The organism is Thauera chlorobenzoica, assembly GCF_001922305.1.
Taxonomy (GTDB): Bacteria; Pseudomonadota; Gammaproteobacteria; order Burkholderiales; family Rhodocyclaceae; genus Thauera; species Thauera chlorobenzoica.
The window spans coordinates 413,529-438,353 of the sequence record NZ_CP018839.1 but is presented as its reverse complement, the minus strand read 5'-3'; the positions used below and the strand labels follow the sequence as shown (position 1 = coordinate 438,353).

The 24,825-nt window shown below is 64.9% G+C and carries 25 protein-coding genes and 1 pseudogene; 7 read left to right on the top strand and 19 right to left on the bottom strand.

Annotation, left to right across the window (positions count from 1 at the left end):
• Positions 1-79: 79 nt before the first annotated feature.
• The 16 genes and pseudogenes from Tchl_RS02130 to Tchl_RS02055 all read right to left on the bottom strand — a co-directional run bounded on the left by Tchl_RS02130 (position 80) and on the right by Tchl_RS02055 (position 13,869).
• Positions 80-577 (bottom strand): chemotaxis protein CheW, encoded by a 498-nt coding sequence (locus Tchl_RS02130; protein WP_075146936.1) that lies wholly within the window; start codon positions 575-577, stop codon positions 80-82.
• Complete coding sequence (gene cheA, locus Tchl_RS02125; RefSeq protein WP_075146935.1) at positions 574-2,724, bottom strand: chemotaxis protein CheA; 2,151 nt, start codon at positions 2,722-2,724, stop codon at positions 574-576. The genes Tchl_RS02130 and cheA overlap by 4 nt, the downstream gene beginning before the upstream one ends.
• Before the next feature lie 58 nt (positions 2,725-2,782).
• On the bottom strand, positions 2,783-3,748 hold the full coding sequence (motB, locus tag Tchl_RS02120; protein ID WP_075146934.1) for a flagellar motor protein MotB: 966 nt from the start codon (positions 3,746-3,748) through the stop codon (positions 2,783-2,785).
• Positions 3,745-4,617: a flagellar motor stator protein MotA gene (gene motA, locus Tchl_RS02115; RefSeq protein WP_075146933.1), complete on the bottom strand. Its 873-nt coding sequence runs from the start codon at positions 4,615-4,617 to the stop codon at positions 3,745-3,747. The genes motB and motA overlap by 4 nt, the downstream gene beginning before the upstream one ends.
• Positions 4,618-4,747: 130 nt before the next feature.
• Positions 4,748-5,329 (bottom strand): flagellar transcriptional regulator FlhC, encoded by a 582-nt coding sequence (gene flhC / locus Tchl_RS02110; RefSeq protein WP_075146932.1) that lies wholly within the window; start codon positions 5,327-5,329, stop codon positions 4,748-4,750.
• Positions 5,326-5,643 carry a flagellar transcriptional regulator FlhD gene (locus tag Tchl_RS02105; RefSeq protein ID WP_075146931.1) on the bottom strand — a complete coding sequence of 106 codons (318 nt, stop codon included), beginning with the start codon at positions 5,641-5,643 and terminating at the stop codon, positions 5,326-5,328. Before Tchl_RS02105 ends, flhC begins: the two co-directional genes overlap by 4 nt.
• A gap of 87 nt (positions 5,644-5,730) precedes the next feature.
• Positions 5,731-6,039, bottom strand: coding sequence for an EscU/YscU/HrcU family type III secretion system export apparatus switch protein (locus Tchl_RS02100; RefSeq protein WP_075149529.1), 309 nt, complete (start codon positions 6,037-6,039; stop codon positions 5,731-5,733).
• A complete protein-coding gene (gene fliK, locus Tchl_RS02095) occupies positions 6,029-7,393 on the bottom strand; it encodes a flagellar hook-length control protein FliK (RefSeq protein ID WP_075146930.1) in 1,365 nt (454 codons plus the stop codon). The genes Tchl_RS02100 and fliK overlap by 11 nt, the downstream gene beginning before the upstream one ends.
• A complete protein-coding gene (locus tag Tchl_RS02090; RefSeq protein ID WP_075146929.1) occupies positions 7,390-7,803 on the bottom strand; it encodes a flagellar protein FliT in 414 nt (137 codons plus the stop codon). The genes fliK and Tchl_RS02090 overlap by 4 nt, the downstream gene beginning before the upstream one ends.
• Positions 7,796-8,200: a flagellar export chaperone FliS gene (gene fliS, locus Tchl_RS02085; protein WP_075146928.1), complete on the bottom strand. Its 405-nt coding sequence runs from the start codon at positions 8,198-8,200 to the stop codon at positions 7,796-7,798. Before fliS ends, Tchl_RS02090 begins: the two co-directional genes overlap by 8 nt.
• 80 nt (positions 8,201-8,280) lie before the next feature.
• Positions 8,281-9,705 carry a flagellar filament capping protein FliD gene (gene fliD, locus Tchl_RS02080; RefSeq protein WP_075146927.1) on the bottom strand — a complete coding sequence of 475 codons (1,425 nt, stop codon included), beginning with the start codon at positions 9,703-9,705 and terminating at the stop codon, positions 8,281-8,283.
• A gap of 156 nt (positions 9,706-9,861) precedes the next feature.
• Positions 9,862-11,547 carry an HD domain-containing phosphohydrolase gene (locus Tchl_RS02075; RefSeq protein ID WP_075146926.1) on the bottom strand — a complete coding sequence of 562 codons (1,686 nt, stop codon included), beginning with the start codon at positions 11,545-11,547 and terminating at the stop codon, positions 9,862-9,864.
• 159 nt (positions 11,548-11,706) lie between these two features.
• Positions 11,707-12,126 carry a type II toxin-antitoxin system VapC family toxin gene (locus tag Tchl_RS02070; RefSeq protein ID WP_075146925.1) on the bottom strand — a complete coding sequence of 140 codons (420 nt, stop codon included), beginning with the start codon at positions 12,124-12,126 and terminating at the stop codon, positions 11,707-11,709.
• Positions 12,123-12,371 (bottom strand): ribbon-helix-helix protein, CopG family, encoded by a 249-nt coding sequence (locus tag Tchl_RS17550; RefSeq protein WP_160113134.1) that lies wholly within the window; start codon positions 12,369-12,371, stop codon positions 12,123-12,125. The genes Tchl_RS02070 and Tchl_RS17550 overlap by 4 nt, the downstream gene beginning before the upstream one ends.
• A gap of 84 nt (positions 12,372-12,455) precedes the next feature.
• Positions 12,456-12,554 (bottom strand): annotated as a pseudogene (locus Tchl_RS18360) (hypothetical protein); the annotation flags it as partial.
• A gap of 229 nt (positions 12,555-12,783) precedes the next feature.
• Positions 12,784-13,869: an IS5 family transposase gene (locus Tchl_RS02055; RefSeq protein ID WP_075146924.1), complete on the bottom strand. Its 1,086-nt coding sequence runs from the start codon at positions 13,867-13,869 to the stop codon at positions 12,784-12,786.
• A gap of 160 nt (positions 13,870-14,029) precedes the next feature.
• Here Tchl_RS02055 and Tchl_RS02050 point away from each other — a divergent pair, with 160 nt between their 5' ends.
• From Tchl_RS02050 to Tchl_RS02035, 4 genes are all read left to right on the top strand, one after another.
• Complete coding sequence (locus Tchl_RS02050; RefSeq protein ID WP_075146923.1) at positions 14,030-14,356, top strand: type II toxin-antitoxin system RelE/ParE family toxin; 327 nt, start codon at positions 14,030-14,032, stop codon at positions 14,354-14,356.
• Complete coding sequence (locus Tchl_RS02045) at positions 14,349-14,660, top strand: helix-turn-helix domain-containing protein (protein ID WP_075146922.1); 312 nt, start codon at positions 14,349-14,351, stop codon at positions 14,658-14,660. Before Tchl_RS02050 ends, Tchl_RS02045 begins: the two co-directional genes overlap by 8 nt.
• Before the next feature lie 323 nt (positions 14,661-14,983).
• Positions 14,984-15,322: a type II toxin-antitoxin system RelE/ParE family toxin gene (locus Tchl_RS02040; RefSeq protein WP_075146921.1), complete on the top strand. Its 339-nt coding sequence runs from the start codon at positions 14,984-14,986 to the stop codon at positions 15,320-15,322.
• The gene (locus Tchl_RS02035) at positions 15,319-15,600 is read left to right on the top strand and encodes a helix-turn-helix domain-containing protein (protein WP_075146920.1); all 282 of its coding nucleotides are present in this window, start codon (positions 15,319-15,321) and stop codon (positions 15,598-15,600) included. Before Tchl_RS02040 ends, Tchl_RS02035 begins: the two co-directional genes overlap by 4 nt.
• 128 nt (positions 15,601-15,728) lie before the next feature.
• On the opposite strand, the gene Tchl_RS02030 is transcribed toward Tchl_RS02035, so the two are convergent.
• On the bottom strand, positions 15,729-16,766 hold the full coding sequence (locus Tchl_RS02030) for an Rpn family recombination-promoting nuclease/putative transposase (RefSeq protein ID WP_075146919.1): 1,038 nt from the start codon (positions 16,764-16,766) through the stop codon (positions 15,729-15,731).
• A gap of 384 nt (positions 16,767-17,150) precedes the next feature.
• Between Tchl_RS02030 and Tchl_RS18430 the strand changes: the two genes are divergently transcribed.
• The 3 genes from Tchl_RS18430 (at position 17,151) to Tchl_RS02010 (ending at position 19,564) form a co-directional block, all read left to right on the top strand.
• On the top strand, positions 17,151-17,513 hold the full coding sequence (locus Tchl_RS18430) for an HVO_A0114 family putative DNA-binding protein (protein ID WP_456300377.1): 363 nt from the start codon (positions 17,151-17,153) through the stop codon (positions 17,511-17,513).
• Positions 17,514-17,593: 80 nt separating this feature from the next.
• Positions 17,594-18,916, top strand: a complete 1,323-nt coding sequence (locus Tchl_RS02015) for a UDP-glucose dehydrogenase family protein (RefSeq protein ID WP_075146916.1) — start codon at positions 17,594-17,596, stop codon at positions 18,914-18,916.
• Positions 18,917-18,934: 18 nt separating this feature from the next.
• Positions 18,935-19,564, top strand: a complete 630-nt coding sequence (locus tag Tchl_RS02010; protein WP_146060811.1) for a class I SAM-dependent methyltransferase — start codon at positions 18,935-18,937, stop codon at positions 19,562-19,564.
• A 36-nt stretch (positions 19,565-19,600) separates the two neighbouring features.
• On the opposite strand, the gene Tchl_RS02005 is transcribed toward Tchl_RS02010, so the two are convergent.
• Positions 19,601-23,011: an O-linked N-acetylglucosamine transferase, SPINDLY family protein gene (locus tag Tchl_RS02005; protein ID WP_083945107.1), complete on the bottom strand. Its 3,411-nt coding sequence runs from the start codon at positions 23,009-23,011 to the stop codon at positions 19,601-19,603.
• Between the two features lie 202 nt (positions 23,012-23,213).
• Positions 23,214-24,410, bottom strand: coding sequence for a FliC/FljB family flagellin (locus Tchl_RS02000; protein ID WP_075146913.1), 1,197 nt, complete (start codon positions 24,408-24,410; stop codon positions 23,214-23,216).
• Positions 24,411-24,825 lie beyond the last annotated feature (415 nt).

Genomic DNA, 24,825 nt, shown 5'->3' with positions numbered 1-24,825 from the left:
CCTGTCGTGACCGCCCTGAGGCCGGCACTTTTTTCGTTGTATCAAGCGCTGCCGCCGCGGTTTCCCGCTGTCTCGGGCGTCAGGCTCGCACCTCCTCCACCAGCGCCATCTCGCCGCTCGTCAGCAGCTTCTCGATATCGACGATCACCAGCATGCGGTCATCGACGCTACCCAGCCCGCTGAGGAAATCCGATGACAGGGTGACGCCGAATTCGGGCGCCGGCCGGATCTGCTCCGGGGTCAGCGTCATCACGTCGGTGACCCCATCGACCACCATTCCGACCACCCGCCCACCGACATTGACCACGATCACCACGGTCTCGGGCCCGTACTCGGTACGCTCGAGCCTGAACTTGATCCGCAGATCGACGATCGGCACGATCACCCCGCGCAGATTGGTCACCCCCTTGATGAAATCGGGCGCGTTGGCGATCCGGGTCACGCTCTCGTAGCCGCGGATTTCCTGCACCTTGAGGATGTCGACGGCGTACTCCTCGTCGCCGAGCGAAAACACGAGGAACTCGCGGTGCTGCCCCTCGGCGCCGCCGGCAGCCGGATCAGCGTTGTAATGACTCATAGCGTCTCTACCTCCTTCGTCGAAGTTTTCCGTACTTCCTGCGCCCTGCCCGGGGTGGCTGCGGACGTCTTCGCCGCCCGGCTCAGGCGGTGCAGCCCGCCGATGTCGAGGATCAGCGCCACCCGGCCGTCACCCAGGATCGTCGCCGCGGAGACGCCCGGCACCTTGCGGTAATTGGTCTCGAGGTTCTTCACCACGACCTGCTGCTGGCCGATCAGTTCGTCGACGAGCAGGGCATGGCGCCGCCCTTCGGCCTGCACGATCACCGCGATGCAGCCGACCGGGTCGGTGCATGCCCCGTCCACCGCCAGCGCCTCATGCACCGGGATCACCGACAGGTACTCGCCGCGCACCTTCAGCACCACGTCGTCCCCACCCATCGAATGCAGCTCTTCGGCCCGCGGCTGGAGCGACTCCAGCACCGCCGACAGCGGCAGCACGAAGACTTCCTCGCCGACCCGGATCGACATCCCCTCGAGGATCGCCAGCGTCAGCGGCAGCACGATGCGGGTGGTGGTGCCTTCGCCCAGGCGCGAGAAGATCTCGACCCGCCCGCCCATGCTCTGGATGTTGCGCTTGACCACGTCCATGCCCACGCCGCGGCCGGAAACGTCGCTGACCTGCTCCGCGGTGGAAAACCCGGGGGCGAAGATCAGCTGCCAGACCTCGTCGTCGCTCATCGTGTCCGCCACCGCCAGGCCCTTCTCGCGCGCCTTCGCCAGCAGCTTGTCGCGGTTCAGCCCGGCGCCGTCGTCGCTGACTTCGATCAGGATGTTGCCGCCCTGGTGCTGCGCCGACAGCGTCAACCGGCCACAGCGCGGCTTGCCCGCGGCCTCGCGCACCGCCGGCGGCTCGATGCCGTGGTCGAGGCTGTTGCGTACCAGGTGGGTGAGGGGGTCGATGATGCGTTCGGTCAGGCTGCGGTCGAGCTCGGTCGACTCGCCCTCGGTGACCAGCTCGATGTCCTTGTCGAGCTTGCCCGCGAGATCGCGCACCAAGCGCGGATAGCGGCTGAACACGTAGTCCATCGGCACCATGCGGATCGACATCACCGCTTCCTGGAGGTCGCGCGCGTTGCGCTGCAACACCCCCATGTCGTTGAGCAGCGCGGTATGGGTGACGTCGTCCAGCCCGCTCGCGGTCTGTTCGAGCATCGACTGGGTGATGATCAGCTCGCCCACCAGGTTGATGATCTGGTCGACCTTCTCCACCGGCACCCGGATCGACGACGACTCGCTGCCGCCCTTCGCCGCAGCAGCGGCCTTGGCCGGCGCAGCCTTCCCGGCCGCCGGCTTCGCCGCCTCAGGCGCAGCCGGCGGGACGGGCGCGGGGGCCGGCACGACCGCTGCAGCCGGCGCCGGCGCGGCCGTCACTGCGGGCGCCGGCGCTGCGCCCGAAGCCGCCGGCGCGGCGGCCAGCGGCGTGATCTGGAGCTGTTCGGCCTCGATGATGAAATACAGCACCGCCTCGATGTCGTCCGCATCGACCGCAGTCAGCAGCTCGATGTCGTAGCGCGCATCGCCCCCCTGCTGCGCGCACAGCGTGCCGAGGTGGGCCAGCTCCTCGAGCAGCAGCGCCCGATCCTTGGCGGGCACGCCGAGCAGGCTCACCTGCAGGCGGCGTTCGCCATGGCCACCGGCTCCGCCCGCCATAGCCGGCTCGGTCGCGACGGGTTCGGCCACCACCGGTGGAGGCGGAGGGGGTGGCGGCGCCTCGACGGCCTGCGCCGGTGCGCTGCCCGGCTCACCGGCGCCCTTGCCGATTTCCTCCAGTGCCAGCTGCTGCAAGACGCGGCAGATGCGCTCGAAGGCGGCCTGGTCGGGCTCTCCGCCGCTGCGATAGGCTTCCAGCTGATCTTGAAGCATGTCCTTGGTTTCCAGAAAGAGGTCGACGATGTCCTTGCGCAGCGTCAGCTCGCCGCGCCGGGCATGGTCGAGCAGGTTCTCGAAAATGTGGGTGGTTTCCTGCAGGCGCTGAAAACCGAACGCGCCGGCGCCGCCCTTGATCGAATGCGCCGCGCGGAAGATCGCATTCAGCTGCTCGGGATCGGGCGCGCTGCAGTCGAGCTCGAGCAGATGCCCCTCCATGTCGGCGAGCAGTTCCACCGCCTCCTCGAAGAAGGAGTCGAGAAATTCACTGATGTCCATGGCCGTACCCCATCGCGTAGTCCAATGCCCTATGCCTCGTCACCCCGGCGCCGCCCGCTCAGTCCGCCGGCACGCCTGGCACCCCACCGCTCGCCCCCTGGGGCGCGCCCTGCACGCCGGCCTCAGCCCCTGCCGGAGCGGCCGGTGCTTCGAGCGGGCGGCCGAAGCCATCGACCGCGTCCACCGGACGGCGGATGCGCTCGGCCACTTCGTCGAACAGCACCACCACCTCGATGCGCCGGTTTGCCGGATCGACCGTGGTGGTCGAGGGCAGCGGCACGCGGTCGGCGAAACCGGACACGCGCAGCAGCTTGTCGGCATCCAGCCCGCCGGCGACGAGCTCGCGCCGGGTCGCGTTGGCGCGTCCGGCCGACAGCTCCCAGTTGCCGACGCCGCGCACCCCATCGACGTATTGCAGGCCGTCGGTATGGCCGCCGATGCTGAGGTCGTTGGGCAGCTCGTTGAGCAGGGGGGCGAGCAGGTGCAGCAGATCGCGCATGTAGGGGGCGACGCGGTCGCTGGCCAGATCGAACATCGGCCGCGCGTCGGTATCGACGAGCTGGACGCGCAAGCCTTCGCGGGTCACGTCGAAGCGCATCTGGATGCGCAGCTCGCGCAGCTGCGGGCTGGCCTCGACGGCATTGATGATGCGCTGCTGCAGGTTCTGCAGCGCACGCCGCTGGATCTCGGTGGGCCGCGTCTGGCTCAGCGGGTCGATGCGCTGGCGCTCGCCTTCGGCGTGCGCGGGATCGGGGCCGCCGCCCGGGATCACGTTCGCGCTCGTGCCCTGGCGTTCGCCGCCGGTCAGCGACACCAGCAAGGGCGTGCGGAAATATTCCGCCACCGCCTCGCGCTCCTTCTGGCCGGCGTTGGAGATGATCCACATCACCAGGAACAGCGCCATCAGCGCCGTCATGAAGTCGGCCAGGGCGATCTTCCAGCTGCCGCCATGGTGGCCATGCACCACCTTCTTGCGGCGGACGATGATCACCGGCCGCTGGTCGCCCGCGCCACGGGCGCTCATGCGTTCCCCGACTCGGCCCGCGGGCCCCGCACGTGGGCTTCGAGTTCAGCGAAATCGGGACGCTCGCTCGAATCGAGCGTCTTGCGCCCGAACTCGACCGCGATCGGCGGCGCGTAGCCATTGAGGCTGGCGAGCAGCGTCACCCGGATGCACTGCAGCATCTTCACCGCCTCGGCGACCTGGCGCTCGATGCGGTTCGCCACCGGATTGACGAAGCCGTAGCCCATCAGGATGCCGAGGAAGGTGCCGACCAGGGCGTGGGCGATCATCTGCCCCATCTGGTCGGGCGGCGCATCGGCCGTGCTCAGGGCTTTCACCACCCCCATCACCGCGGCGACGATGCCGAATGCCGGCATCGCGTCGCCGACCCGGGCGAGCGCATTGGCGGGAACATGGGCCTCGTGCTCGAAGCCCTCGATCTCGTGCAGCATCAGCTCGTCGAGTTCGTGCGGGTTCATTCCGCCGCTCACCATCAGGCGCAGGTAGTCGGTCAGGAAACCGACGATCATCGGGTCTTCGATCACCTTCGGATACTGCGAAAAGAGCGCGCTCTCCGCGGGATTGTCGATGTCGCGCTCGATGCCGAGCATGCCCTCGCGGCGGATCTTGCTCAGCAGCTGGTACAGGAGCGCCATCAGCTCCATGTACATGGCCTTGTTGTACCCGGCGCTGCGGCGCAGCGTGGAAAAGCTGCGGAAGGTGGCGCGGATCGCCTTGCCGTTGTTGGCGGCGATGAAGGCGCCCACGCCCGCGCCGACGATCATCAGCACTTCGGTGGGCTGGAACAGCGGCCCGAGGCTGCCGCCGGAGAGCACGAACCCGCCGAAAACCGAGGCGATGACGACGATATAGCCGAGAGGTATCAGCACTGCAGGGCCCCGGGGATGAAGATCTGAAAAGGAATTGCGGATTTAATCGGCCGCGGGCGGCGAAACTTTAGCCCTGCCGAGCGCGGCGCAGACGCCCGCCGCGCCGTGACGGGGCGCGCCCCACCGCCGCTCAGACAGTCGCCGGCCCGCCGTATGCGGCGGCCAGGCGCAGTTCCGAGCGCCGGCCCGCGGCGTGCGACGACGCCCCCTTGCCGGCGCGCGACGGCGGCTGGCACAGACCGCAGACGTAGTCGTGCGCCGGGGCATGGGCGTGGGCGACGAACTTCCCGCCGCAGCGCGTGCAGCGCGACCGCTGCAGCATCCCGCTTTCGAAAAAGCGCACCAGCGTCCACGCCCGCGTCAGCCCCAGGACGGCCTGCTCGCCGTCGCGGTCGACGAACTCGCGGTACAGGCGGAACGCTTTCACGAACGCATCCATGCGCTCACAGCCGGGGTCTTCGCGCAGGCGCAGGTAGGTGTTGTAGAACAGCGACGAATGGATGTTGGGCTGCCAGGTGACGAACCAGTCGGTGGAAAACGGCAGCATCCCCTTGGGCGGCGACACCCCGCGGATTTCCTTGTAGAAGCGGATCAGCCGCGTGCGGCTGAGCGCCGTCTCCGCTTCGAGTACGTGCAGCCGCGCCCCCAGCTCGATCAGCTCGACCGCGAGGTTGATCTCGGCCAGCTCGGCCACCAGGCTCTTTTCGCTCATTGCGCGTCGTCCTCGCCTTCCGAAGCGAGCACGATCGCCGCATGCACCCCGGTCAGCCCTTCCAGCCGACGGTTCTCGACCAGCGCCTTGAAACGCTCCGCGTCGTCGAAGACCAGCCGGAACAAGAGCTGATTGCAGGCCGCAAGCTGACGCACCTGGCGCGGCCTGAGCGCCAGCAGCGCATCGGCCAGGGCATCGTCGATCTTCAAGCGGAACTTCGCACTTGCCCGGTCTTGCATCAACATGCGCTGGGCAAGCAGCAGGTACAGGAGATTAAGCTCCTCGACTTCCTCTCCGAACTGTTCGTTCTTCATCTTTACCAGCACTGCTTCCGGTTGTATCCATGCATTTTCGGCAGGGTCCCAGGGCGCCGAACCCGCCCGCACGCCGGCCCTGGAGCATCATTTTCGCAACGGCTGCAGCGACTGCGGATCTCCGTCCGCCTCCACCGCTGCCAGCCCTCGCACCCAAACCAGAAGTTCCGCCACCACCTGATAGAAGGCCGGCGGAATCGTCTCGTCCACATCGATCTGCATCAGCAGCGCCACCAGCTCGGGCGCGTCGTGGACATGGATGCCGCAACGGCGCGCCTCGGCGATGATGCGCTCGGCCATTTCGCCGTAACCGCGCGCCACCACCCGCGGCGCACTGTCGCCCTCACGATAGGCCAACGCCACCGCCTGCCGGCGCGCGCCCTGCTCAGCGCCCATCGCCATCCACTCCCCGGCCCTCGCCCATGTCCTCGCCCCCTTCATCGACGGCGAGCTCAAGCGCATCGAAACCGAACGCTTCGAGACGGCTGCGCAATGCCCCGAGGCCTTCTTCAAGACGGCTGCGCACACCGGCATCGGCTGCGCTCAGACGCAACGCGAGCGCACGCTCGCGCAAGCTCAGCGACACCTCCAGCGCCCCCAGCCCGGCGACATCGAGGCCGATTTCGGCGTGCCACTCCTGCCCGCCTTCCTCGCCGCCCTCCTGCCCACCAGCGCCATCGCGCGCCCCGGAGCGGTCTTCGAGTTGCGGCAGCGCCAGCGCGAGGACGACGAACAACCCGCTCCAGGCCTCGCCTTCCCAGCGCAGCACCGGCGTCGCCAGGAGCTCGAGCTGATGCCGCACCAGCGCCTGCAAGCCTTCTTCCACGGCGACCCGCGGCGGCGCGGGTTCGACCTCGGACCCCGCCCGCGCCGCTTCCGGTGCAGCGTCTCCGGCCGAGGCAAGCGGCAGGGGCGATAGTCGCTGATAAATTTGCAAACCGTTACGACTTTTATCAATTTTATTGGAGGAAGTCAAAGCCGCCTCGGCCGGCTGCGCTTCGGCCGCGCTCGGCCGCGCAAGCGGGGTGCCGGCGGCGGCGGTTTCCCCGCGGCCTTCACCGGAAGGTGGCGAAAACGGCGTGGATGGCGCCCCTGGGGCGAACGGCGGCATGGGCAGGGGTAGTGGAACCGGTGGCGTACCGGCGCCCGGCGCGGCACTCGCGGCACTCGCGGCAGCCCCGGCACCCGCAGCCGCGGCGGATGGCGCCAGGACCGGCGGCGGGCGCCCTGCCATCTGGGGTTCGCTCAACAACTGGGCGACCGGCAGGCGCCCCTGGTACCAGCGCGCGAGGTGGCTTTCGTAGAACAGGCCGCTATCACGCACGCCCTGCTCGAAGCGGCCGGCGAGCACGGCGGGGTCGGCTTCACCGGCGCCCAGCAGCGGAGCCGCCGGACGCAGCGCCGAAGGCGCGGCGGGGTAGTGGGACAGCAGCTCGGCGATCACGCGCGCCGAGGGACTGAAATGCACCCGCGCAGAAGCGTTCGCCGGCGCCGCCTCCGCCCCCGCGCCGCGGGCGCCTTCGCGCTGCGCGGCGGCGCCGGCTTCGGCGCCTTCGGCACGCTGCCCGGGGCGCGCCAGGGTGTCGGCCTTGCGCCCATCGACGCCGGCATCGCCATGGATCGCGCGCAGCGCCTCGATCGGTCCGGGCGGGCCGACGGCCTGATTGAGCGGGGCGGGCAGTGCAGTATCGACCCGCTTCCCCAGTACGTGGTGAAGCAGGGTGTCGAGCAGGGGGTTGATACCGCTCACGGCATCCCGGGCAGCGGCTCCGCGTACTCCTCGGGCAGCGCCAATGGCTGCTGGCTGCGGTAGGCACGCCCGGCGACGTGGCCGCGCTCGGCCGCCGAGATCAGGCGCCCGAGCTCTTCGCGGCGGGCAAGCAGGCGTTCGCGGATCTCGAAATCGTGCTCGAGGATGCGCTCGAGCAGCTCGGCCTTGCTCTGCTGTCCCGCGGCGTCCAGGTTCAGCCCGGCCTCGATGTGGCCGAGGCGCTCAACGGTATCGACGTAGGCCGACTCGTAGGCGAGCAGCCGCGCCCAGTCGTCGGCGCGTGCCGCCGCCAGCATCTGCGCGCAGTGTCGCAGCAGCGCCGCGTAGCCGGCCAGCACCACTGGCTGCAGGTCGCGCACCGGCGCACCGTCCGCGTGCACACTAGCCATCGACCGGCTCCGCGGCAGCCTCGCCGATCTCGCGCCACGCCGAAGCGATGTCCGCGAGCAGGCGCTCGGCTTCATCGAGCCGGGCCACGCTGTTTTCCAGGTTCGCCTTCAGCAGCAGGTCGGAAATGTAGTCGTACAGCGACTCCAGCCGCCCTGCCAGTTCGCCGCCGCGCTCATGGTCGAGTGCGCTCGACAGGCCGCCGACGACATCGATCGCCTTCGAGATCGCCTCGCCCTTGGCCGCCACCTGACCGGCCTGCATGTGCAGGCGGGCGGCGCGGATGAAACCGGCCGCACCGTCGAACAGCATCACGATCAGCTTGTGCGGATTGGCCGACATCACCCCGCTCTCGATTCCCACGCGCGCATAGGCGCGGGCTCCGTAACGAACATTCACGGCATCACTCCTTTTTTTCTTGTCGCACGCCGCACGCGGTGCGGCGGTCGTCGCGTCATCTCTCTGTTGTGCGTCCCGGCTTACTTCGAACCCTTGAGCATGGCATTCAAATTGTCGAACTGCTGGGTCAGGTAGCCGCTGGTCTGGTTCATGCTGGCGACCATGCTGTCGAGCTGGCGGAACTGTTCGCGGTAGCGCGCGATCGTGGCCTCGATGCCCTCTTCCATGCGCGCATAGCGCTGGTCGAGGGACTTCACCTGGGCTTTTTGCGCCTTGGTGGCGTTGTCGAACAGGCCGCCGCTGTCGAGCATCGGCTTGATCCGCGCCTCCAGGCGCGCGGCCAGCCCGGTTGACGCGTCGGCTTCGGTGCCGGCGAAAAAGGCCGCCACCGCAGCGGGATCGGCGGCGATCTTGTCGGCGAGCGTGGTGCCTTCGGCCTTCAGCGAGCCATCGAGCTGGACGCGGATGCCCAGGTCCGAGAGCATGCGCACGTCGCCCGCTCCGCCCATCGCGGTAATCTCGCGGCGCAGCTGGGACTGCACCGAACGCAGCGTGCTGTCGCCGAGCAGGATGCCGGCAGAGCCGCTTTCGGCGTCGAAGCTGCTCAGGTCGCGCAAGGCCGAATGCAGGCTGTTGTAGGCCTTGACGAAATTATCGACCCCGTCCTTCACCCCGCTTTCATTGCGGCTCACCGTCACCGTCGCCGTGCCGGCTTCGGCCAGGTTCAGCTTCACCCCCTGGATCGCGTTTTCGACGGTGTTGCTGCCGCTGGAGATGGCCACCCCATTGACCTTGAACGACGCATCCCGCGCCGCCACCGTTTCGCTGGCGGCGCCGGCGGGCGGGTTGAGCGGATCGTAGGTCGCGCCATCGAAGGCGAACTTCGTTTCCAGCTCGACATCGCCGCCGTCATGGCTGAAGGCCACCGACTTCACCGCCGCCGCCGTTCCGGTCGCCGTGGTGCTCAGCACCAGCCGCCAGGGCTCGGCGCTGCCATCGTTGACCAGCGAAGCGGTCACTCCGGCGTTTTCGGCGTTGATCGCGTCGCGGATGTCGGCCAGCGAGCTCTTGTCCGCACTCAGTGCGATGCTCAGCGTCTTCGCGCCCCCGCCTTCGCCCACCTCGATCGTCAGCGTGCCGGCGCCGAGGTCGGTGTCGCTGGCGGCGAAGCCGGCCGTCGCCAGGCTCTGCGCGCGCGCCAGATGGGTTACCTCGACGTCGTAGCGCCCGGCCACCGCATCGGTCGACGACGTCGCCTTTACCGCGCTGCCCGACACCGAGCTCGACACCTGGCGGAAATGCGCCGGATTGGCCAGCTTGGTCGCGGCGTCGCGAAAGCTCGCCAGCGCGCTCTGCATGCGGCCGTAGGCCGAAATGCGCGCCTGCACCACTTTCTTCTGCTGCGTGATCGGCGCGAGCTTGCCGCGCTCGGCCGAATTGAGCTGGTCGAGCAACCCGTTCAGGTCCAGCCCCGAGCCGATGCCCAGGGCGCTGATGCTGGCCATGTCCTGCCTCCCGTCAACGTCGATCGTGGATTTCTTCAGCCGCCACGCCAACGGTCAGTGTGACAGGGCGCGGCGGCGTGCACTCGACGGAGAAACCGCCGGCGCACGCTGCTGTTCGGTTTATCGGCGACCGAAGCACGGACTTGAGACGCCGCTTCAGGCGTCGACCGGGCATTCCTCCACCACCGCGCCCAGCCGCGCCAGCGCCGGGCCGCGCAGGATCTCGCCGGTCAGGGTTTCGGGCGCGACGATGCGGTCGGTCAGTTCCACCTGGATCGGGCGGCGCGCATCGTCCAGGCGCTGCACCCAGGCCAGGTGGTCGCCCGCGTAGCGCACCAGCGCGCCCACCGGCAAGGCGCCGAAATGGCGCAGATGGCGCCGCACCCAGTTCGGGTCGAAAGGCGAATCGGGGCGCAGCAGGGTACGGTAGATCTCCGCCAGCGACAGCGCCGGGCGGTCGGCGCGGGCACGGCGCATCGCCTCCACCGCATCCACCACCGCCGCCGCGCGCGCCAGCTCGCCGAGCGCATCGGCGCGCGCGCCAGCGGGGTAGCCGCTACCGTCCAGGCGCTCGTTGATCTGGCCGATGACCGCAGTCACCACGCTCGGCGCCAGCCAGCGGCAGCGCCCCAGGCGCTCGGCGAGCAGGCCGACATGCTCGGCCAGGCGCGCGCGCGCTGGCGCATCGAGCGTAGTCGCAGCCAGCAGCTCGGCCGGCAGCAGCACCTTGCCGAGGTCGTGCACCATCGCCGCCGCCGCCACCGCCTTGCGCAGCGCGGGTGTCACCCGCGGCCCGCCCATCAGGTCCACCAGGTGCGCCGCCACCGCCAGGCCGTGGCGCACCGGCATCGGCTCGCGGTGCATGCAGCGGGTGGCGAACAGCACTGCCTCGCGGTCTTCGTCGAGCAGCGTCAGCAGCAGGTCGGCGTGGCGCGACAGCTGCGCCGGGTCCACGTCGCCGCCGTGCTGCAATTCCAGCGCCTGGGCGTCGAGATAACCCGCCACCCGTGCCAGACGGCGCGCCATCGGCGTCGGATGCACCAGCGCCGCGCGCCAGCCCACCGGCGGCTCGGCCCCGGGCGGCGGCGTGAGCAGCGGCGAGGGCTGCACGGTGCCGGCCAGGGTGCCGTCCAGGCGCGCCACTTCGCGCTCGATTTCGCGCACGAACTGCCACAGCAGGCGCTCCTGCTCCGCGCTCGGGGCCTCGAAGCGAAAGCCGACGAACATCGCGTGGCGGCGGATGTCGGTGTTGAAGCGGGTGGTCTGCGCGGCGATGATGAAGCGCGTGCCGTTGGGAAAGCACAGCTCCATTTCCAGCGGCGACGACGCATCGCGCAGGCGGGTGCCCGACGACAGCGGCAGCGCCACCTGGCAACCACCGAGCGAGAGGTCACGCAGGTCGCCATGCACGCTGCCGGCGGCATCGGCGCTGCGCACCACCACCCCGACCTCCATCCCCGGACGCAGGCGGGCGCGAAACGCCTCGCGCCGCTGCAGCACCCCCAGCGCCACCGGATAGGGGCAGTCGCAATACACCCGCCCCCCTTCCTCACGCACCGCCTCGGCCACCATCGGTTCGGTGCGCAGCAGGCGTTCGCCGGCCCGCCCCAGCACGCGGAACGCCTGCCCGCGGCGCAGCTCGCCGGCGATCTCGCGCACCGCGCCGATATCGAGCACCAGCACCTCGCCCGGACGCTGCTCGGCCACCAGCACCGGCTGCGGCTCGGCATCGTCGCGCTCGAGGCGAATCCAGGCGCCGTCGGCGTCGCTCAGCGCCCCCAGCAGCTGTTCGACTTCGATCGGGTTGTCCACCCGGTTGTACTTGTCCTGCTCGTCGCCCATCGTCCTCGTCTCCACCCGCCCTGCAGCGCGGCCCCATGCACAAACCACCCGTTATTCCCAACGCGTGGCGGGCGGCCATTCTAAGCTTTCCACGGCCGGACGGGGCGGGGCAGGACGGCAGTCGCGGGGCCGGGCGAGCCTGCGATCGGCCGCGGCGTGCTACGCGTGGGGCGATATAACGGGAATCGTCTTGCGGCCGTGGCGCCGGTAGATGCCGAAATCGCTGTCGAGAGTCAGGATGCTACAGGGTTCGAACAGCTCGGACATGCGCACGAGGCAGGCGTCGGCCAGCGAGGCGGGCACGTTGTCGTAGCGTTCGAACAGCCGGCGCACCGGTGCGATCTGTTCTTCAAGCGGCATGGCAATCCGAACTGCGCCGCGCTCGAGCAGCATGAGCGCCCGGGCGGGGTCGAAGCCGGCGCGGGCGAGCAGAAAGCACGTTTCCGCAACCACTGCCTCACAGGTCAGGAAAGGGCCGGGAAATTGTGCGAACTGCGCCTTGGCCCAGTCGTGATAGCCGTCATCCCGGCAAAGCAGTGCGACCCAGGGGCCGGTGTCGAGGATCAGCCGGTGGTTCATCGCCGGCCGAAATCCTCGAGGTGGCGCGGATTGGACGACAGGTCTGCAGGCCCGCCACTGAAGCAGCCTGCAAGATCGCCGGCCAGATCGAGCGCGGACGGTGCCGACGTGACTGCGGCGCGCTGGTTCAGGTAACTCGCGAGTGCGCGGCGCATCAGCTCGGACTTGCTGACGTGTTCGCGCTCGCTTGCCAGTACGAGGGCGCGTTCGAGATCGGGATCAATCTTGATGGAAAGGTTGTTCATTCTACGTAATACCATTTGCCGACTGGTATTACGCAGTGTAGTTGCACGCTGGGAGCGCAGCAAGCCGTGTTCATGGCGCACCAAACGCTGAATCTTTCCCAACTCCGATGCAGCAAAGCCCGGACTGCGTGCTATCGCACCATCATGCAGCCAAACCTTGGCGATCGCCGCCCCCTTGTCGATATGGACATGCGGTTAGCAGGGTGTTGAAAATCTCGGGTTCACCTTCGGTTTCCAGTCCCCGGGGAAAAATCGACTTTGAAAATCGCCCGCTTTCCCCGTGATCATGCCGATTCAAGCTGACTTTTCCGTCGATTGTGCTACCGCAAATCAGCAGCGCTCCTGTCGCCGCAAAGACATGGTTTTTCGACTACAACGTTTCCCATCCGCAGGGCGCCAGGGCGCCCGCGAATTACGGCGCCAGCAGATTGCCCAATCTCGTCAGGTTATAAGCCGAGAAATTGAGCAACGCATGCGCACGGATTCGATCCAGCCCACGCGCCATCGCATGGCGCAGCGTGCCGATATCCTTCGCCCAGCCAAAGGCCTCTTCGATCATCTTGCGTCGGCGCAGGCTGACCGCGTAACCGGGGGACGACTTCACCTCATTGGGCACGGCGCTGCCCTTGACCTTGGCCGCGACATGCGGGGCAATGCCCAGCGGCTCGAGCGCGGCGATGAACTCGGCGGTGTCGTACCCCCGGTCGGCCGCCAGCGTCGGCTTGTGCGCCGAATTGCCGGGCTTGATGCTGCGCCTGGCCATCACCAACGCCGCCTCACGCTCAGCGGTTCCGGTGGCGGTCGTAGTGTGGACATCGACGATCAGACCGTGACGATTCTCGGCCAACGCATGCGTGGTGTAGCTCAGGTACGCCACGCCGCCGCCCTTGCTGGCGAGCAGGGCCTGCGGGTCGGTGCGCGAGACGTGCGTCTTGTTCGAGCGCTTCTTGCCGCGAAAGTCCACCTCGGGGTTGCGTCCCTGATCCGGTCCGGGCGGCTCGTCGGAGCCGTCCCGGGCCATCATGCTCTTGTGCGAGGCCCACGCCCGCAACAGCGAGCCGTCGACACTGAAATGCTCGTCCGACACCAGCTCGGCCCATTCGGCGATCGCCACCACGCCACCGAAGAACTCGCGCATCACGCTCTCCTTGAGGAGCCGCTCGCGATTGGCGCTGAACGTCGAGTGATCCCAGACCGGCTCGTCCAGCGTCATGCCGACGAACCACCGGAACATCATGTTGAAATCGATATGCTCGACCAGCGCACGCTCCGAGCGAATCGAAAACAGACATTGCAACAGCGACGCCCGCAACAAGCGTTCCGGTGCAATCGACGGGCGGCCACCATCGGCATACAACGCATCGAATTGCGGCGACATCGTGCGCAGAACCATATCGGCCAGCGTTTTGATCCGGCGCAACGGATGATCCCGGTCAATGCGGTCTTCGATATTGACGTAGCTGAACAGGGCGTTCTGTTTATGGTCGATGCCGCGCATGAGAATAATCAGTTTCTTAATGCAGATGTAATTATATCAGCCTCACAACCCGCATGGATGCTGGAAAACCTATTAAATCAACATCCTGTTAGCGGCCGGGCATCACCCTTGCCGAGGCTACCCAGTTGCAAAAGTTAGCAAATTCGCTAACATCCAGGACGTGAACTGGACTGTCAGTTACTTCAACGAGCGCGTGCAACGCGAGATCACCGAGTGGCCGGTTGGCATCTACGCCGACTACCTTCGCCTGCTCTTACTGATGGAAGAGCACGGTGCCGACCTACGCCTGCCGCACTCACGTGCCATGGGCGACGGACTCTTCGAGTTACGTTGCAAGGGCGCGGAAGGAATTGGCCGTGCGTTCTACTGCACGATGGTCGGACGCGAGATTGTGATCCTGCACAGCTTTATCAAGAAGACGCAGGAAACGCCCGATCGGGAACTGAAGACAGCCCGCAAGCGACTGAAGGAGGTCAAACATGCATAGTGAGCAATTCAAGCCGGTTCGCCTGGACACCAAGGCGGAACTTGCCCGTGCCATGCAACGGCCAGGATTCAAGGCCGCGTGGGACGGCCTGGAAGAAGAGTACGCTGCACTCAACGAACTGCTGCAGGCCCGCAAGCAGGCGGGCCTGACCCAAGAGGAAGTCGCAGCCCGCATGGGAACGACCAAGAGTGCTGTGTCGCGCCTGGAAGCCTCGATCCGCAGCGAACACCATTCGCCCTCGTTCGCCACGCTGCGCAAGTACGCACATGCCTGCGGCAAGCGCCTGGTCATCAAGATGGTCTGAACTACTGGGAACAGATCGTTGCGAAGAAGGGCGACTACCCGCTGATGTCATCTACCCCTTGGGCCGCGGTAAAAAATCGCTGCGCGCGAGCCCGCGAGTAAAACGAGGCCAGCCCCGATCCCCTTCAATGGCTGGCCGGTGGAGGCGACCCGGCGGGTCGGCGAACACCTCGTCCAGGCCGCGGGCGTCTGCAGGCGTTCGGCCTGGAAGATCGCGGCGGCGAGGTTTTGCGGCAGGCCTCAGAAAACGGAAAAATCGTACGCTAAGCCGGTTGCCTGGCCTGCCCGCTTGTCAGAACATACAAAATTTTGTATAGTCGCAGCATGCCTGATCCCAAGCCCGTCAAGTTCCTGGAAAGCTCCCTCGATGACCTGCGCGCCTTTCCACTGGCCGTGCGACGCGAGGCCGGCCACCAGATCGACCAGGTGCAGAGGGGTCGCGAGCCCGACGACTGGAAGCCGATGAGCACCGTAGGCCAGGGCGTTCGGGAGATTCGGATTCGGGACGCGAGCGGCGCGTTCCGGATCATCTATGTGGCGAAGTTCACCGACGCCGTGTATGTGCTTCACTGCTTCCAGAAGAAGACGGAGAAGACCAGCAAGGCCGACGTGGATCTCGCCGCGAAGCGTTACCGCGACTTGGTGAAGGAGCCAGGGCAATGAGCGAGCAACGATACTCCAGCGTTTGGGACGCCATCGAGGACACGCCGGCCGAGGCGGAGAACATGAAGCTGCGGTCCGAACTGATGATGGCGCTCAAGGATCACATCACCCGCACCGAAATGAGCCAGTCGCAGGCGGCCAAGCTGTTCGGTGTCACGCAGCCGCGCGTCTCCGACCTGATGCGCGGGAAGATCAACCTGTTCGGCCTCGATGCCTTGGTGAACATGGCTGCCGCGGCCGGTTTGCACGTCGAAATGCGGGTATTTCAAGCGGCCTGACCTTCTCGAAACTCGCCGTTCTGCGTAGGTTCAAGCGAAAACGGTTTTCGAGAACTCCCCAGCCCCACAGTCGCGACAAAGCGCCGCCTTCTCAGCAAGGCGGCGTTTGACCCCGATTCCGATCCCCTTCAATGGCTGGCCGGTGGGGGCGACCCGGCGGGGCGACCCTGCGGTTCGGCGAACACCTCGTCCAGGCTGCGGGCGTCGAGCACGGCGTCGGACCAGGCTTCGAGCTGCGCCTCGGTTGCTGCGTTGAGACGCGCTTCCACCCAGCCGGGCAGCTCGCCGAAACGGCGGGTCAGCAGGCGCGCCAGCACGCGGGTCTCTCCGCGGAGGACGCCTTGCTGCAGCCCTTCCACCCGTCCTTCCATCCGCCCCTTCTGCTCACCCGCGGCGAGGTAGTCCTTGGCCCATTTTTCGATGCGTTGCGACAGCATGGTGTTCAGCTCCTGCAGATCGTCCAGTTCGGGCAGATCGATGGCGTAGGTGCGATTATGCCTGAGGACCGCACGCAGCCAGATGGCGACGATGCGGCGCACGCGGGCGAAGGCCGGGGCGCGGGTTTCGGCCTCCAGGCGGGCGACGAAGTCCTGGATCGCCGCGGGCGTCTGCAGGCGTTCGGCCTGGAAGATCGCGGCGGCGAGGTTTTGCGGCAGGCCGCGCAGGGTTTCGTCCGGGTAGGCGCCCTCGTCGATCAGCACGTAGCGCATCTGCGGCTGCAACGGTTTCAGAAATGCCGGCAGCGGCGGCAGCAGCGCCGCCAGCGTGGTCGGTGCGCGCCAGCGCCGCTCGCCGTTGTAGAGCACGATCGGCAGCACCGGCGGCAGCTGTCCGCCCGGGGCGAGCTGCTTCTGGCGGATCAGGTCCTGGTACAGCAGCCCCACATACACCAGCATGCGCAGCGCCATGAAGCGGTCAATGGCGTGCTGGAACTCGATCAGCAGGTACAGATACACCCAGCCCTCGCCGCTCTTCACCCGCCACACCACGTCGTCGGCGCGCTGGCGCATGTCCTCGCTGACGTAGTGGCCCTTGACCGGCTCCAGCGTGGAAAAGTCGAGCCGCTGCAGCCACGGATCATCGACGAAGCCGCGCACCAGGTCGCGCACCATCAGCGGGTCGGAAAACAGCAGCTTGTAGCCAGAATCGTGGTCGCGCGCAGGCATGAGGGGCTGGCCGGGGTCGTGGGGCAGGCCATGCTATCCCATTCGGCTATGTTTTTGGAATAACAGCGGCAGCCCGGAGAGACGCAACCTGCCTGGCGCACTGCGTGCAGCACCGCCGCGTTGGCGACCCCGCCAGCAGCAAGGCGGCGTTTGACCCCGATCCCGATCCCCTTCAATGGCTGGCCGGTGGGGGCGACCCGGCGGGGCGACCCGGCGGTTCGGCGAACACCTCGGCCAGACTACATAGTTCGTGGCGAATGCGTTCTCCGTTACGACAACGAGGCTGGGAAAGGCGATCGTCGGCATGCTGGTCGGATTGAAAGCCCCTACACCTTCACCACGCCGGAGCTGCTTTGGAAGGTGCTCACCGAAAAACGCTAGGAACTGCTGAAGGTATTATGCGAGGCCGGTCCGGTATCCATTCGAGAGGCGGCCCGCCGCGTCGGCCGCGACGTGAAGGCGGTTCACGGCGACTTCACGGCGCGGCTGAACGCGGGTGTGCTCGAGCGCACGGCGGACGGCCGGATCGTCTTTCCGTTCGAGGCCGTGAAGGTTGAGTTTCTTTTGCAGCGGCATAAGCCTGTGGAACGGCGTGATCGACCCGGCAATGCGGCTGAGCACGGCGTCGAATCCGGTGCACGCGCGCTGGGCGCGGACGCTGAACTTCGACCCACAATCCGCACAAGGCGAGGCGTCGAATACCATGCGGCGCCCAGATGCCGGCCTTCACCAGAGACTGGTCAATAAAACAGCGGTTATTCCACGCTATAGGTGCGATGCCTTCCCGGCACGATGACGATCTTGAATCATCGTGTCAGGAATCCCCAATGAAGGTCACCGTTTTCGGCACCGGCTACGTCGGCCTGGTCCAGGCTGCGGTGCTCGCGGAGGTCGGGCACGACGTTGTCTGTGTCGATGTCGACGCCGGCAAGATCGAGCGCCTGCGCCAGGGCATCCTCCCCATCTACGAACCCGGCCTCGAAGCCCTGGTGCGTGACAACCACGCCGCCGGGCGCCTGCACTTCAGCACCGATGCCGTCGAAGGCGTGCGCCATGCGTCTCTGCAGTTCATCGCCGTCGGCACGCCACCCGACGAAGACGGCTCCGCCGACCTGCAGTACGTCCTTGCCGTGGCCGAAAGCGTCGCCCGTCACATGGACGAAGCAAAAATCGTCGTCGACAAATCCACCGTCCCGGTCGGCACCGCCGACAGGGTGCGCGAGCGCATCCTCGGCGTCCTTACCGAACGTGGCCGCCGCGATCTGGGCATCGACGTCGTGTCCAACCCCGAATTCCTCAAGGAAGGCTCGGCCGTCGCCGACTGCATGCGTCCCGACCGCATCGTCATCGGCACCGCGAGCGCCGACAGCGAAGAAGTGATGCGCGAGCTCTACGCACCCTTCAACCGCAACCACGAAAAAATCATCGTCATGGACGTGCGCAGCGCCGAGCTGACCAAGTACGCCGCCAACTGCATGCTCGCGACCAAGATCAGCTTCATGAACGAGATCGCCAACCTGGCCGAACGCCTTGGCGCCGATATCGAGATGGTCCGCCAGGGCATCGGCTCGGACCCGCGCATCGGCTACCACTTCATCTATGCCGGCGCCGGCTACGGCGGCTCCTGCTTCCCCAAGGACGTGCAGGCGCTGATCCGCACCGCCGAAAACATCGACTTCGACGCCCATCTGCTGAAAGCGGTGAAAAGCCGCAACGACGAGCAGAAGACCGTTCTGTTCCGCAAGATCGAGCGGCATTTCGAGGGCGACCTGCAGGGCCGCACGTTCGCCCTCTGGGGGCTGAGCTTCAAGCCCAACACCGACGACATGCGCGAAGCGCCCAGCCGCGCGCTGATGGAGGCGCTCTGGGCGGCAGGCGCCCGGGTGCAGGCCTACGACCCCGAAGCCATGCACGAGGCCCAGCGTCTGTACGGCAACCGCGACGAGCTGAGCCTGTGCGGTACCAAAGAAGCCGCACTGAAAGGCGCCGACGCCCTGGTGATCGTCACCGAGTGGCAGGCCTTCAAGGCGCCGGATTTCGACTTCATCAAGCAGCAACTCAAGCAGCCGGTGATCTTCGACGGGCGGAATCTGTTCGAGCCCAAACGGGTCAAGAAAAGAGATATTGTTTACTGTTCCATTGGACGTTGATTAACTTTTGGAGGTTGTATGAATAAAAATTGGTATCCTGGATCTTTGCGTGTTGCACCGGAGGGAACAAAAGGAACTTACGATTTCATGGAATCTGTTTATCTTCCTGCGCAGCATCTGCAGTATGCCGAATTTGGTATCTACAAGGGCGGGACTGCTATAAATGTTGCAAAGAAATTCCCTAACGCCACACTACATCTATTTGATTTCGAAGAAAATATCCAGGCTGTAAACCAGAGAATTCTGGCGGAAGGCTTGCCGAATCGGGTTTTCTCCTATGGGAATACCCAGAAATACAATGATTCCTATAATTGGTCTCTGATCAAACTGATCTCTGAGCAGGATGGCATCCCGTTCTTTGATTATTGTTTCCTGGACGGAGCGCATACCGTCGCAGTCGATGCACTGAATTTCTTCTTGTGCGACCGATTGCTAAAAGTAGGCGGGTATATGGATTTTGATGATTACTACTGGGCGCTGCGAGGCTCTTCGCTAGACCCTCGATTCGTTCCAGAGATAGGCGAGCAGTACACGGATGAGCAGATAGACTCTCTTCAGGTCAAAATGATTGTCGATGAACTGGTAAGACGAGATTCTCGCTATGTAGAAGTCGTCAAGGACAAGGTATTCCAAAAAATCGCCGAGTGACCCGAGGGCTACCTCGCATGGAGGCGGCCCTTCTGTTCAGTCCGGATTCTTCACATACTCAGCCAGCAGTTTCTCCAGACTGGCATGATTTATTCTCTTTTTAACCTTGAAAAGTCCGGCCGTTTCAGCACGCTCGATGACTTCTAGGAAGCTCAATACGCAGTGGTACTGGGGGCGATTCCAGAAATCGTGTATCAGAATTCTGGCTTCATCGGCATTGTTCCTCTTGACGATATTTTGTATCGCCGAGAGAGTGCAAGCAACGCGGAATCGGCCATCCACAAGAATTAGGTCGAATGATAAATTGTGAAGATGTATCGCATTGCTATATCTTGGGAACTTCGTGCTGTAATGCTTGGCTAGCGGGTAGCCCCATTCACCGGTCGGGCCAATGTTCACCGCCTCGATCCTGCAGCGTTCTCCAAGGCGCGTATTGAGTGCGCTGGCCCACTTCTCATCGCTTTCCACGCCGTGCACGACGAGTCCTGCATTTATTGCCCACACGGTGGAGCCGCCCGATCCGAATTCGAAGTAGTTCTTGGCCGACTTGAGAGCCTTGGCGAACAGGACCCGCTCTGCAGTGGACATACATGGCGCCTCTGGCAGAGAGATGCCCAGATTATTCTCCGGGGAAGGAGCTGACGTCTGGAGTGGCGAGTCATCAGCCTTTTCCGGCATCCTTGGCAGGATGTGCTCGGAGGTCAGATAGGCGTCGGCCAGCGTCTGGCTGACTTGGGCCAGCAAGGCGCTGGTCAAATCCTTTATCCCGTAGACGGTATTCAGCAGGAAGGCCAGTTTCAGGCGCTGGTTATTACTCAGCGCCTCCATGCGTTTGACGTTAGGAATGAAAAGTCCATCCGCATGGGTAAGCTGCGTAGCCTGCTGTTTCTGCAGGTCAGCGCGATTGGGGAGATGGCTGTAGTGCTGCAGGTTGTTCAGCCGATAAAAACTGAACCCATGCCGCGCCAGCCAGTGGCTGATCTGTGTCAGCTCGGGCTGCTTCTTATGGGTCGGAGAAAAGTTGACTCGAACCTGCACCAGCAGCGTTTCCGCCAGTGCCTTTGCGCCGTTTTCCAGAATCATCAAGCTGTCGTTCATGTTGTCGAGCAGCAGCCAGTCGATGTTGTCCAACCCTTCGATATCGTCGAGGCGCAGGGTGGTGATCGGCAGTTTGGCGATGACCTGTGTGGCTTCTTGATTACCCGGCAGTTGCTGATCAGCAGGCAGCGGCTCCAGCGTGCCGCTCATCGCCGGATCGAGGCAGGCGTACAGGGTGCCTTCGCCGCCATTGCCCAGGCTTACATGGGGATAGTGGTGTAATTCGCCGGCAGCTTGCAGTTGGGCGACATTGGTGACCTTGCTGGTGGGATCGAAGGCAATGGCGGCAAAGGCGCCCAGCCGCTGCAGGCTGCCGAACCCTGTGGTGCCGACCAGCAGCGCACCGTTATCCAGGGTGATGATCTTGCCTTCGAACGTGAAATTGAAGTCGCCCCGCTCTTCCCCCCCCACTGGAAGGGGATGTTGCAGCTGCATCGGCTCGCTGTCGCCCTCGAACCAGGCCTGGCCTTCATGGTTCAGCGTCAGGGCCGCTGGTTGCTTGCCTTCGCAGTAGCGCTGCCAGATTGCGCGCATGGCGATGGTGAAGTTTTTGGCGAAGCGGGGGCCGTCGCAGACGGGCGATTGCAGCAAGACCTCGCGTAGGTGGTGACGGATGGTGCTCAAACTGCCGAGGTCGCTGGCCAGTTCAAGCACTCGCTCACGGTACTCATCCCAGCTGTCGACCACCAGTTCGGGCATGCCGGCGTTGACCAGATGGGTGGCAGAGTGGCGGCCGGCGAAGGTCGGGCCAGGCAGGGAGACCACTGGGACGCCCATCAGGAAGGCTTCGCAGGTGGTCAGGCCACCGGAGTAAGGCCAGGGATCAAGCGCAATGTCGACGCGGTTGTAGGTTTGTAGCAGTTCCCGGTGCGGTGATGGGCCCTCGATCATCAGGCGCTCGGGCTCGATACCCTGTGCCGCCATGATTGTGCGCACTTTTCTGCACAGGTCTTCGCTGTTGTATTGCATGCCCTTGAGCAGCAGGCGTGAGCCAGGAAGCGCGTGCATGATCTTGGCCCATTCGCCCAGCACGACTTCGTTGACCTTGGTCGGATTGTTGAAGCAGCCGAGAGTAATGTAGCCGTTGTTCAGAGCCGGCAGCCTACCAATTTCCGGCACATATTCCGGGGGGGTGAAGCAGATGTAGTCGTCCGGAAGGCGGATGAGCTTTTCGGTATAGAACTCGTCCTCTCCCGGCGGTGACTCGATGCTGTCGCTCAACAGGTAGTCGATGGCGCTTAAGCCGGTCGTGTTGATCAGACCACCGACCCATTTGACCAGCAGCGGGGCAGGCTGCAGGGCCATGGTGCGCATGCGGTTGCCGGAGTTGTGTCCGGCCAGATCGATGAGGATATCGATTTTTTCACTGCGGACGCGCTCGGCGAACTGCTCATCGGTCAAGTGGGAAATGCCAGTCCAATGAGCGACAGATTGCTTGATGCGGCGGGTCAAGGAGTCTTCGAAGTTGCTGGTGCTATAAGCAAACAACTCGAACTCATCGCGCGGCAGCGACTCCAGCATAAGGGTGATCATGCGACCGACAGGGTGATTGCTGAAGCCATCGGAGATCATGCCGATGCGCAGTCGCCGTTGTGGTGAGCGCTCCTCGGGCTGCGGGCGGGGAGGGATGTCTTTTGGCGCGTAACGCGTTTCCCACTCTTTGCATACGCCGAAAATTCTTTCCCGGTTAACAGTGGGATTGTAATGCAGGCTGGTCAATCGGTTGGAGTAGGCCAGCGGCGAACTGCCGGAAAGCTCAATGGCCTTCAGATAGTAGACTTCTGCCTTGTCCAGCTGGCCGATATCCTTGAGCAGGTTTGCCGCGTTGTTCCAGAAGGCGAAGTAATCTGGGCGGCGGCGGATCAGTCCGTCGAACAGGGCAATCGCCTCCTCATAGCGGTGCGTCTTGCTGAGGATCAGGGCCTTCCTTTCCAAAGCATCTTCGCGGCCGGGTACGAGAGCCAAGGCCTGCTCGATATGCCCAAGTGCCTGATCGTAAAGTCCGCAATCATAAAGGATGCGACCTAACAGGCACAGTCCGTCGGGATTGTTTGGGTCGATTTCCAGCGATTTGTTGGCCAGGTCTTGTGCAGTCCGAATATCGCCGAGCTTGATCTCCACCATGCCCAGCAATATCAGGGCTTCGGCGTCGCGTGGATCCAAAGTGCGAGCCTGCTCGAGCGCGTGCTGGGCTTCAGCGTACTGTTTTTCCTGAAGCAGGCGGTTCCCCAGCGCTTTCCAGTCACTGGCCCGCTTGGGCGCGCGGTTTATCACCTGCTGAGTTTGGGCCTTGGTTCGGGGGGGACGTTGCGCCTGGGGACGGCCGACTGTTTTGGAGGGGCGGCTCATGATAGGAAAGCCTGGAGTGAGTTGCGGGATGTTTGGATTGTCGGCTAATGGCGGTCGACTCAATACGCCGATAACCCGGCGCTGAAGCGAGTTTATTCACCATATCTGAAGGCGACGTCAATGAGAAAAGGGCGCCGAAGCGCCCTTTTCTGGTGCCGGATCGGCCGAGGCCAATCCGGGGCTGTCATGCGGCGGCGGGTTGTTAGCCGAGCAGGGAGAGCACGCCTTGCGGAACCTGGTTGGCCTGGGCCAGAACCGAAGTACCCGCTTGCTGCAGGATCTGCGCCCGCGTCATGTTGGCCACTTCCACCGCATAGTCGGCATCTTCGATGCGGGAGCGGGCTGCGGACAGGTTGGTCTCGTTCGTCTTCAGGTTGTTGATCGCCGAATCGAAGCGGTTCTGAATGGCACCGAGGTCGGAGCGCAGGGTATCGACTTCGCTCAGGGCCTCGTCCAGCAGAGCCAGCGGATCGGCGGTGGCGCCGCTTACCAGGTCGGCCGGGCTGAGGTTGGCAGTATCGATGGTAAAGGCTGCGGTGGTGGCAGCAGTAGTGGTGTCGGCTTCCTGCGGGTCCAGGGCAATGTAGAAGGTCGCGGTAACGCCGGACTCGACGGTGATGCCTTTAGCGGCCAACGTGCTGATTTCCGAGGCAGTAGTAGTGTTGATGGTTACTTTGGCAAACATGTTGCCATCGGAGTCAACATAGGCATCGGTGGTGGTGAGCACAATACTGGTGGTCGCAATACCCAGATTGGTAGCCAAGTCGCCAGCGGCTGCCTCAGCCACCTTAGAGTCGACGATCTTGGTGGTGTCACCGTAAGCCGACTTGAATGCGTTGGTGGTGGTAGCCACGCTGAGGCTGCCTTGCGGACCGGAAACGTTGAAGTCGTCCAGACCCAAAGTCTTGGAAGTGATTTCCTTCAGGCCGATGGAGATGACTTCGCCGTCGTTGGCACCGACCTGGATGTTCAGGCTCTGGTCTTTGCTCAGTACCTTGGTGCCGTTGAAGTCGGTCTGTTCGGAGATGCGGTCGATTTCGGTCAGGCGCTGCTTGATTTCGGCCTGGATCGAGACTTTGTCTTCGGCAGAGTTGGTGCTGTTTCGGGCCTGCACGCTCAACTCGCGGATGCGCTGCAGGTTGTCGTTGATCTGGTTGAGCGCGCCTTCGGCAGTCTGGGCGACCGAGATGCCGTCGTTGGCGTTGCGCTGGGCCTGGGCGAGGCCCTTGATCTGGCTGCTCATCCGGTTGGCGATGGCCTGGCCGGCGGCGTCGTCCTTGGCGCTGTTGATGCGCAGGCCGGAAGACAGGCGCTGCATCGAAGTGGACAGTGCGCCCTGCGACTTGTTCAGGTTGGCCTGGCCGATCAGCGAGGTGATGTTGGTATTGATGACGGACATGATGAATCCCCTGTGTTGGTAAGTCCAAAGTTGGCTGGTGCCGTGCCGCGGCTGCGCCGCATCTGCCCGCCCTGCCGCAACGGCGGTAACCACCGTTGCTAGGTGTATCGGGCGGCGGCGGGAAAGCTTTAGGGCAGGGGGCGAAAAATCTTGCGCGGCGGGCGCGGGGACGCAGGGCGAGCCGCCGGGTCGCCCCTACCGCGGGGGAAAGGGGTCGCCCCTTATTCACCTGGGTCGTGAGGGCGGTGTCAGCCATGCGGTGATACGCCAACTAGCGGTTTGAACTTCCGCCAGCCCCCGACCAAGAGGGTGGGCGGAGCCAAGCGGGTTGGTCGACCGGTAGTTGGCGCCGGCAGGGCTTGCGCCCTCCCGCCCGGCCCGCCCATAAGAGCAACACCGAGCACGCACAAAAAAG

Excerpts from the sequence above, each read along its gene's own strand:
- Tchl_RS02100 (WP_075149529.1), bottom strand. The coding sequence starts at position 6,039 with ATGGGCGCTGAGCAGGGCGCGCGCCGGCAGGCGGTGGCGTTGGCCTAT.
- Tchl_RS02045 (WP_075146922.1), top strand. The coding sequence starts at position 14,349 with ATGCATAGTGAGCAATTCAAGCCGGTTCGCCTGGACACCAAGGCGGAA.
- Tchl_RS02130 (WP_075146936.1), bottom strand. The coding sequence starts at position 577 with ATGAGTCATTACAACGCTGATCCGGCTGCCGGCGGCGCCGAGGGGCAG.
- flhC (WP_075146932.1), bottom strand. The coding sequence starts at position 5,329 with ATGAGCGAAAAGAGCCTGGTGGCCGAGCTGGCCGAGATCAACCTCGCG.
- Tchl_RS02035 (WP_075146920.1), top strand. The coding sequence starts at position 15,319 with ATGAGCGAGCAACGATACTCCAGCGTTTGGGACGCCATCGAGGACACG.
- Tchl_RS02000 (WP_075146913.1), bottom strand. The coding sequence starts at position 24,410 with ATGTCCGTCATCAATACCAACATCACCTCGCTGATCGGCCAGGCCAAC.
- Tchl_RS02030 (WP_075146919.1), bottom strand. The coding sequence starts at position 16,766 with ATGCCTGCGCGCGACCACGATTCTGGCTACAAGCTGCTGTTTTCCGAC.
- Tchl_RS02015 (WP_075146916.1), top strand. The coding sequence starts at position 17,594 with ATGAAGGTCACCGTTTTCGGCACCGGCTACGTCGGCCTGGTCCAGGCT.
- Tchl_RS02040 (WP_075146921.1), top strand. The coding sequence starts at position 14,984 with ATGCCTGATCCCAAGCCCGTCAAGTTCCTGGAAAGCTCCCTCGATGAC.
- Tchl_RS02005 (WP_083945107.1), bottom strand. The coding sequence starts at position 23,011 with ATGAGCCGCCCCTCCAAAACAGTCGGCCGTCCCCAGGCGCAACGTCCC.
- Tchl_RS17550 (WP_160113134.1), bottom strand. The coding sequence starts at position 12,371 with ATGAACAACCTTTCCATCAAGATTGATCCCGATCTCGAACGCGCCCTC.
- Tchl_RS02075 (WP_075146926.1), bottom strand. The coding sequence starts at position 11,547 with ATGGGCGACGAGCAGGACAAGTACAACCGGGTGGACAACCCGATCGAA.
- fliD (WP_075146927.1), bottom strand. The coding sequence starts at position 9,705 with ATGGCCAGCATCAGCGCCCTGGGCATCGGCTCGGGGCTGGACCTGAAC.
- Tchl_RS02090 (WP_075146929.1), bottom strand. The coding sequence starts at position 7,803 with ATGGCTAGTGTGCACGCGGACGGTGCGCCGGTGCGCGACCTGCAGCCA.
- motB (WP_075146934.1), bottom strand. The coding sequence starts at position 3,748 with ATGAGCGCCCGTGGCGCGGGCGACCAGCGGCCGGTGATCATCGTCCGC.
- Tchl_RS02105 (WP_075146931.1), bottom strand. The coding sequence starts at position 5,643 with ATGAAGAACGAACAGTTCGGAGAGGAAGTCGAGGAGCTTAATCTCCTG.
- Tchl_RS02055 (WP_075146924.1), bottom strand. The coding sequence starts at position 13,869 with ATGCGCGGCATCGACCATAAACAGAACGCCCTGTTCAGCTACGTCAAT.
- Tchl_RS02070 (WP_075146925.1), bottom strand. The coding sequence starts at position 12,126 with ATGAACCACCGGCTGATCCTCGACACCGGCCCCTGGGTCGCACTGCTT.
- Tchl_RS02010 (WP_146060811.1), top strand. The coding sequence starts at position 18,935 with ATGAATAAAAATTGGTATCCTGGATCTTTGCGTGTTGCACCGGAGGGA.
- cheA (WP_075146935.1), bottom strand. The coding sequence starts at position 2,724 with ATGGACATCAGTGAATTTCTCGACTCCTTCTTCGAGGAGGCGGTGGAA.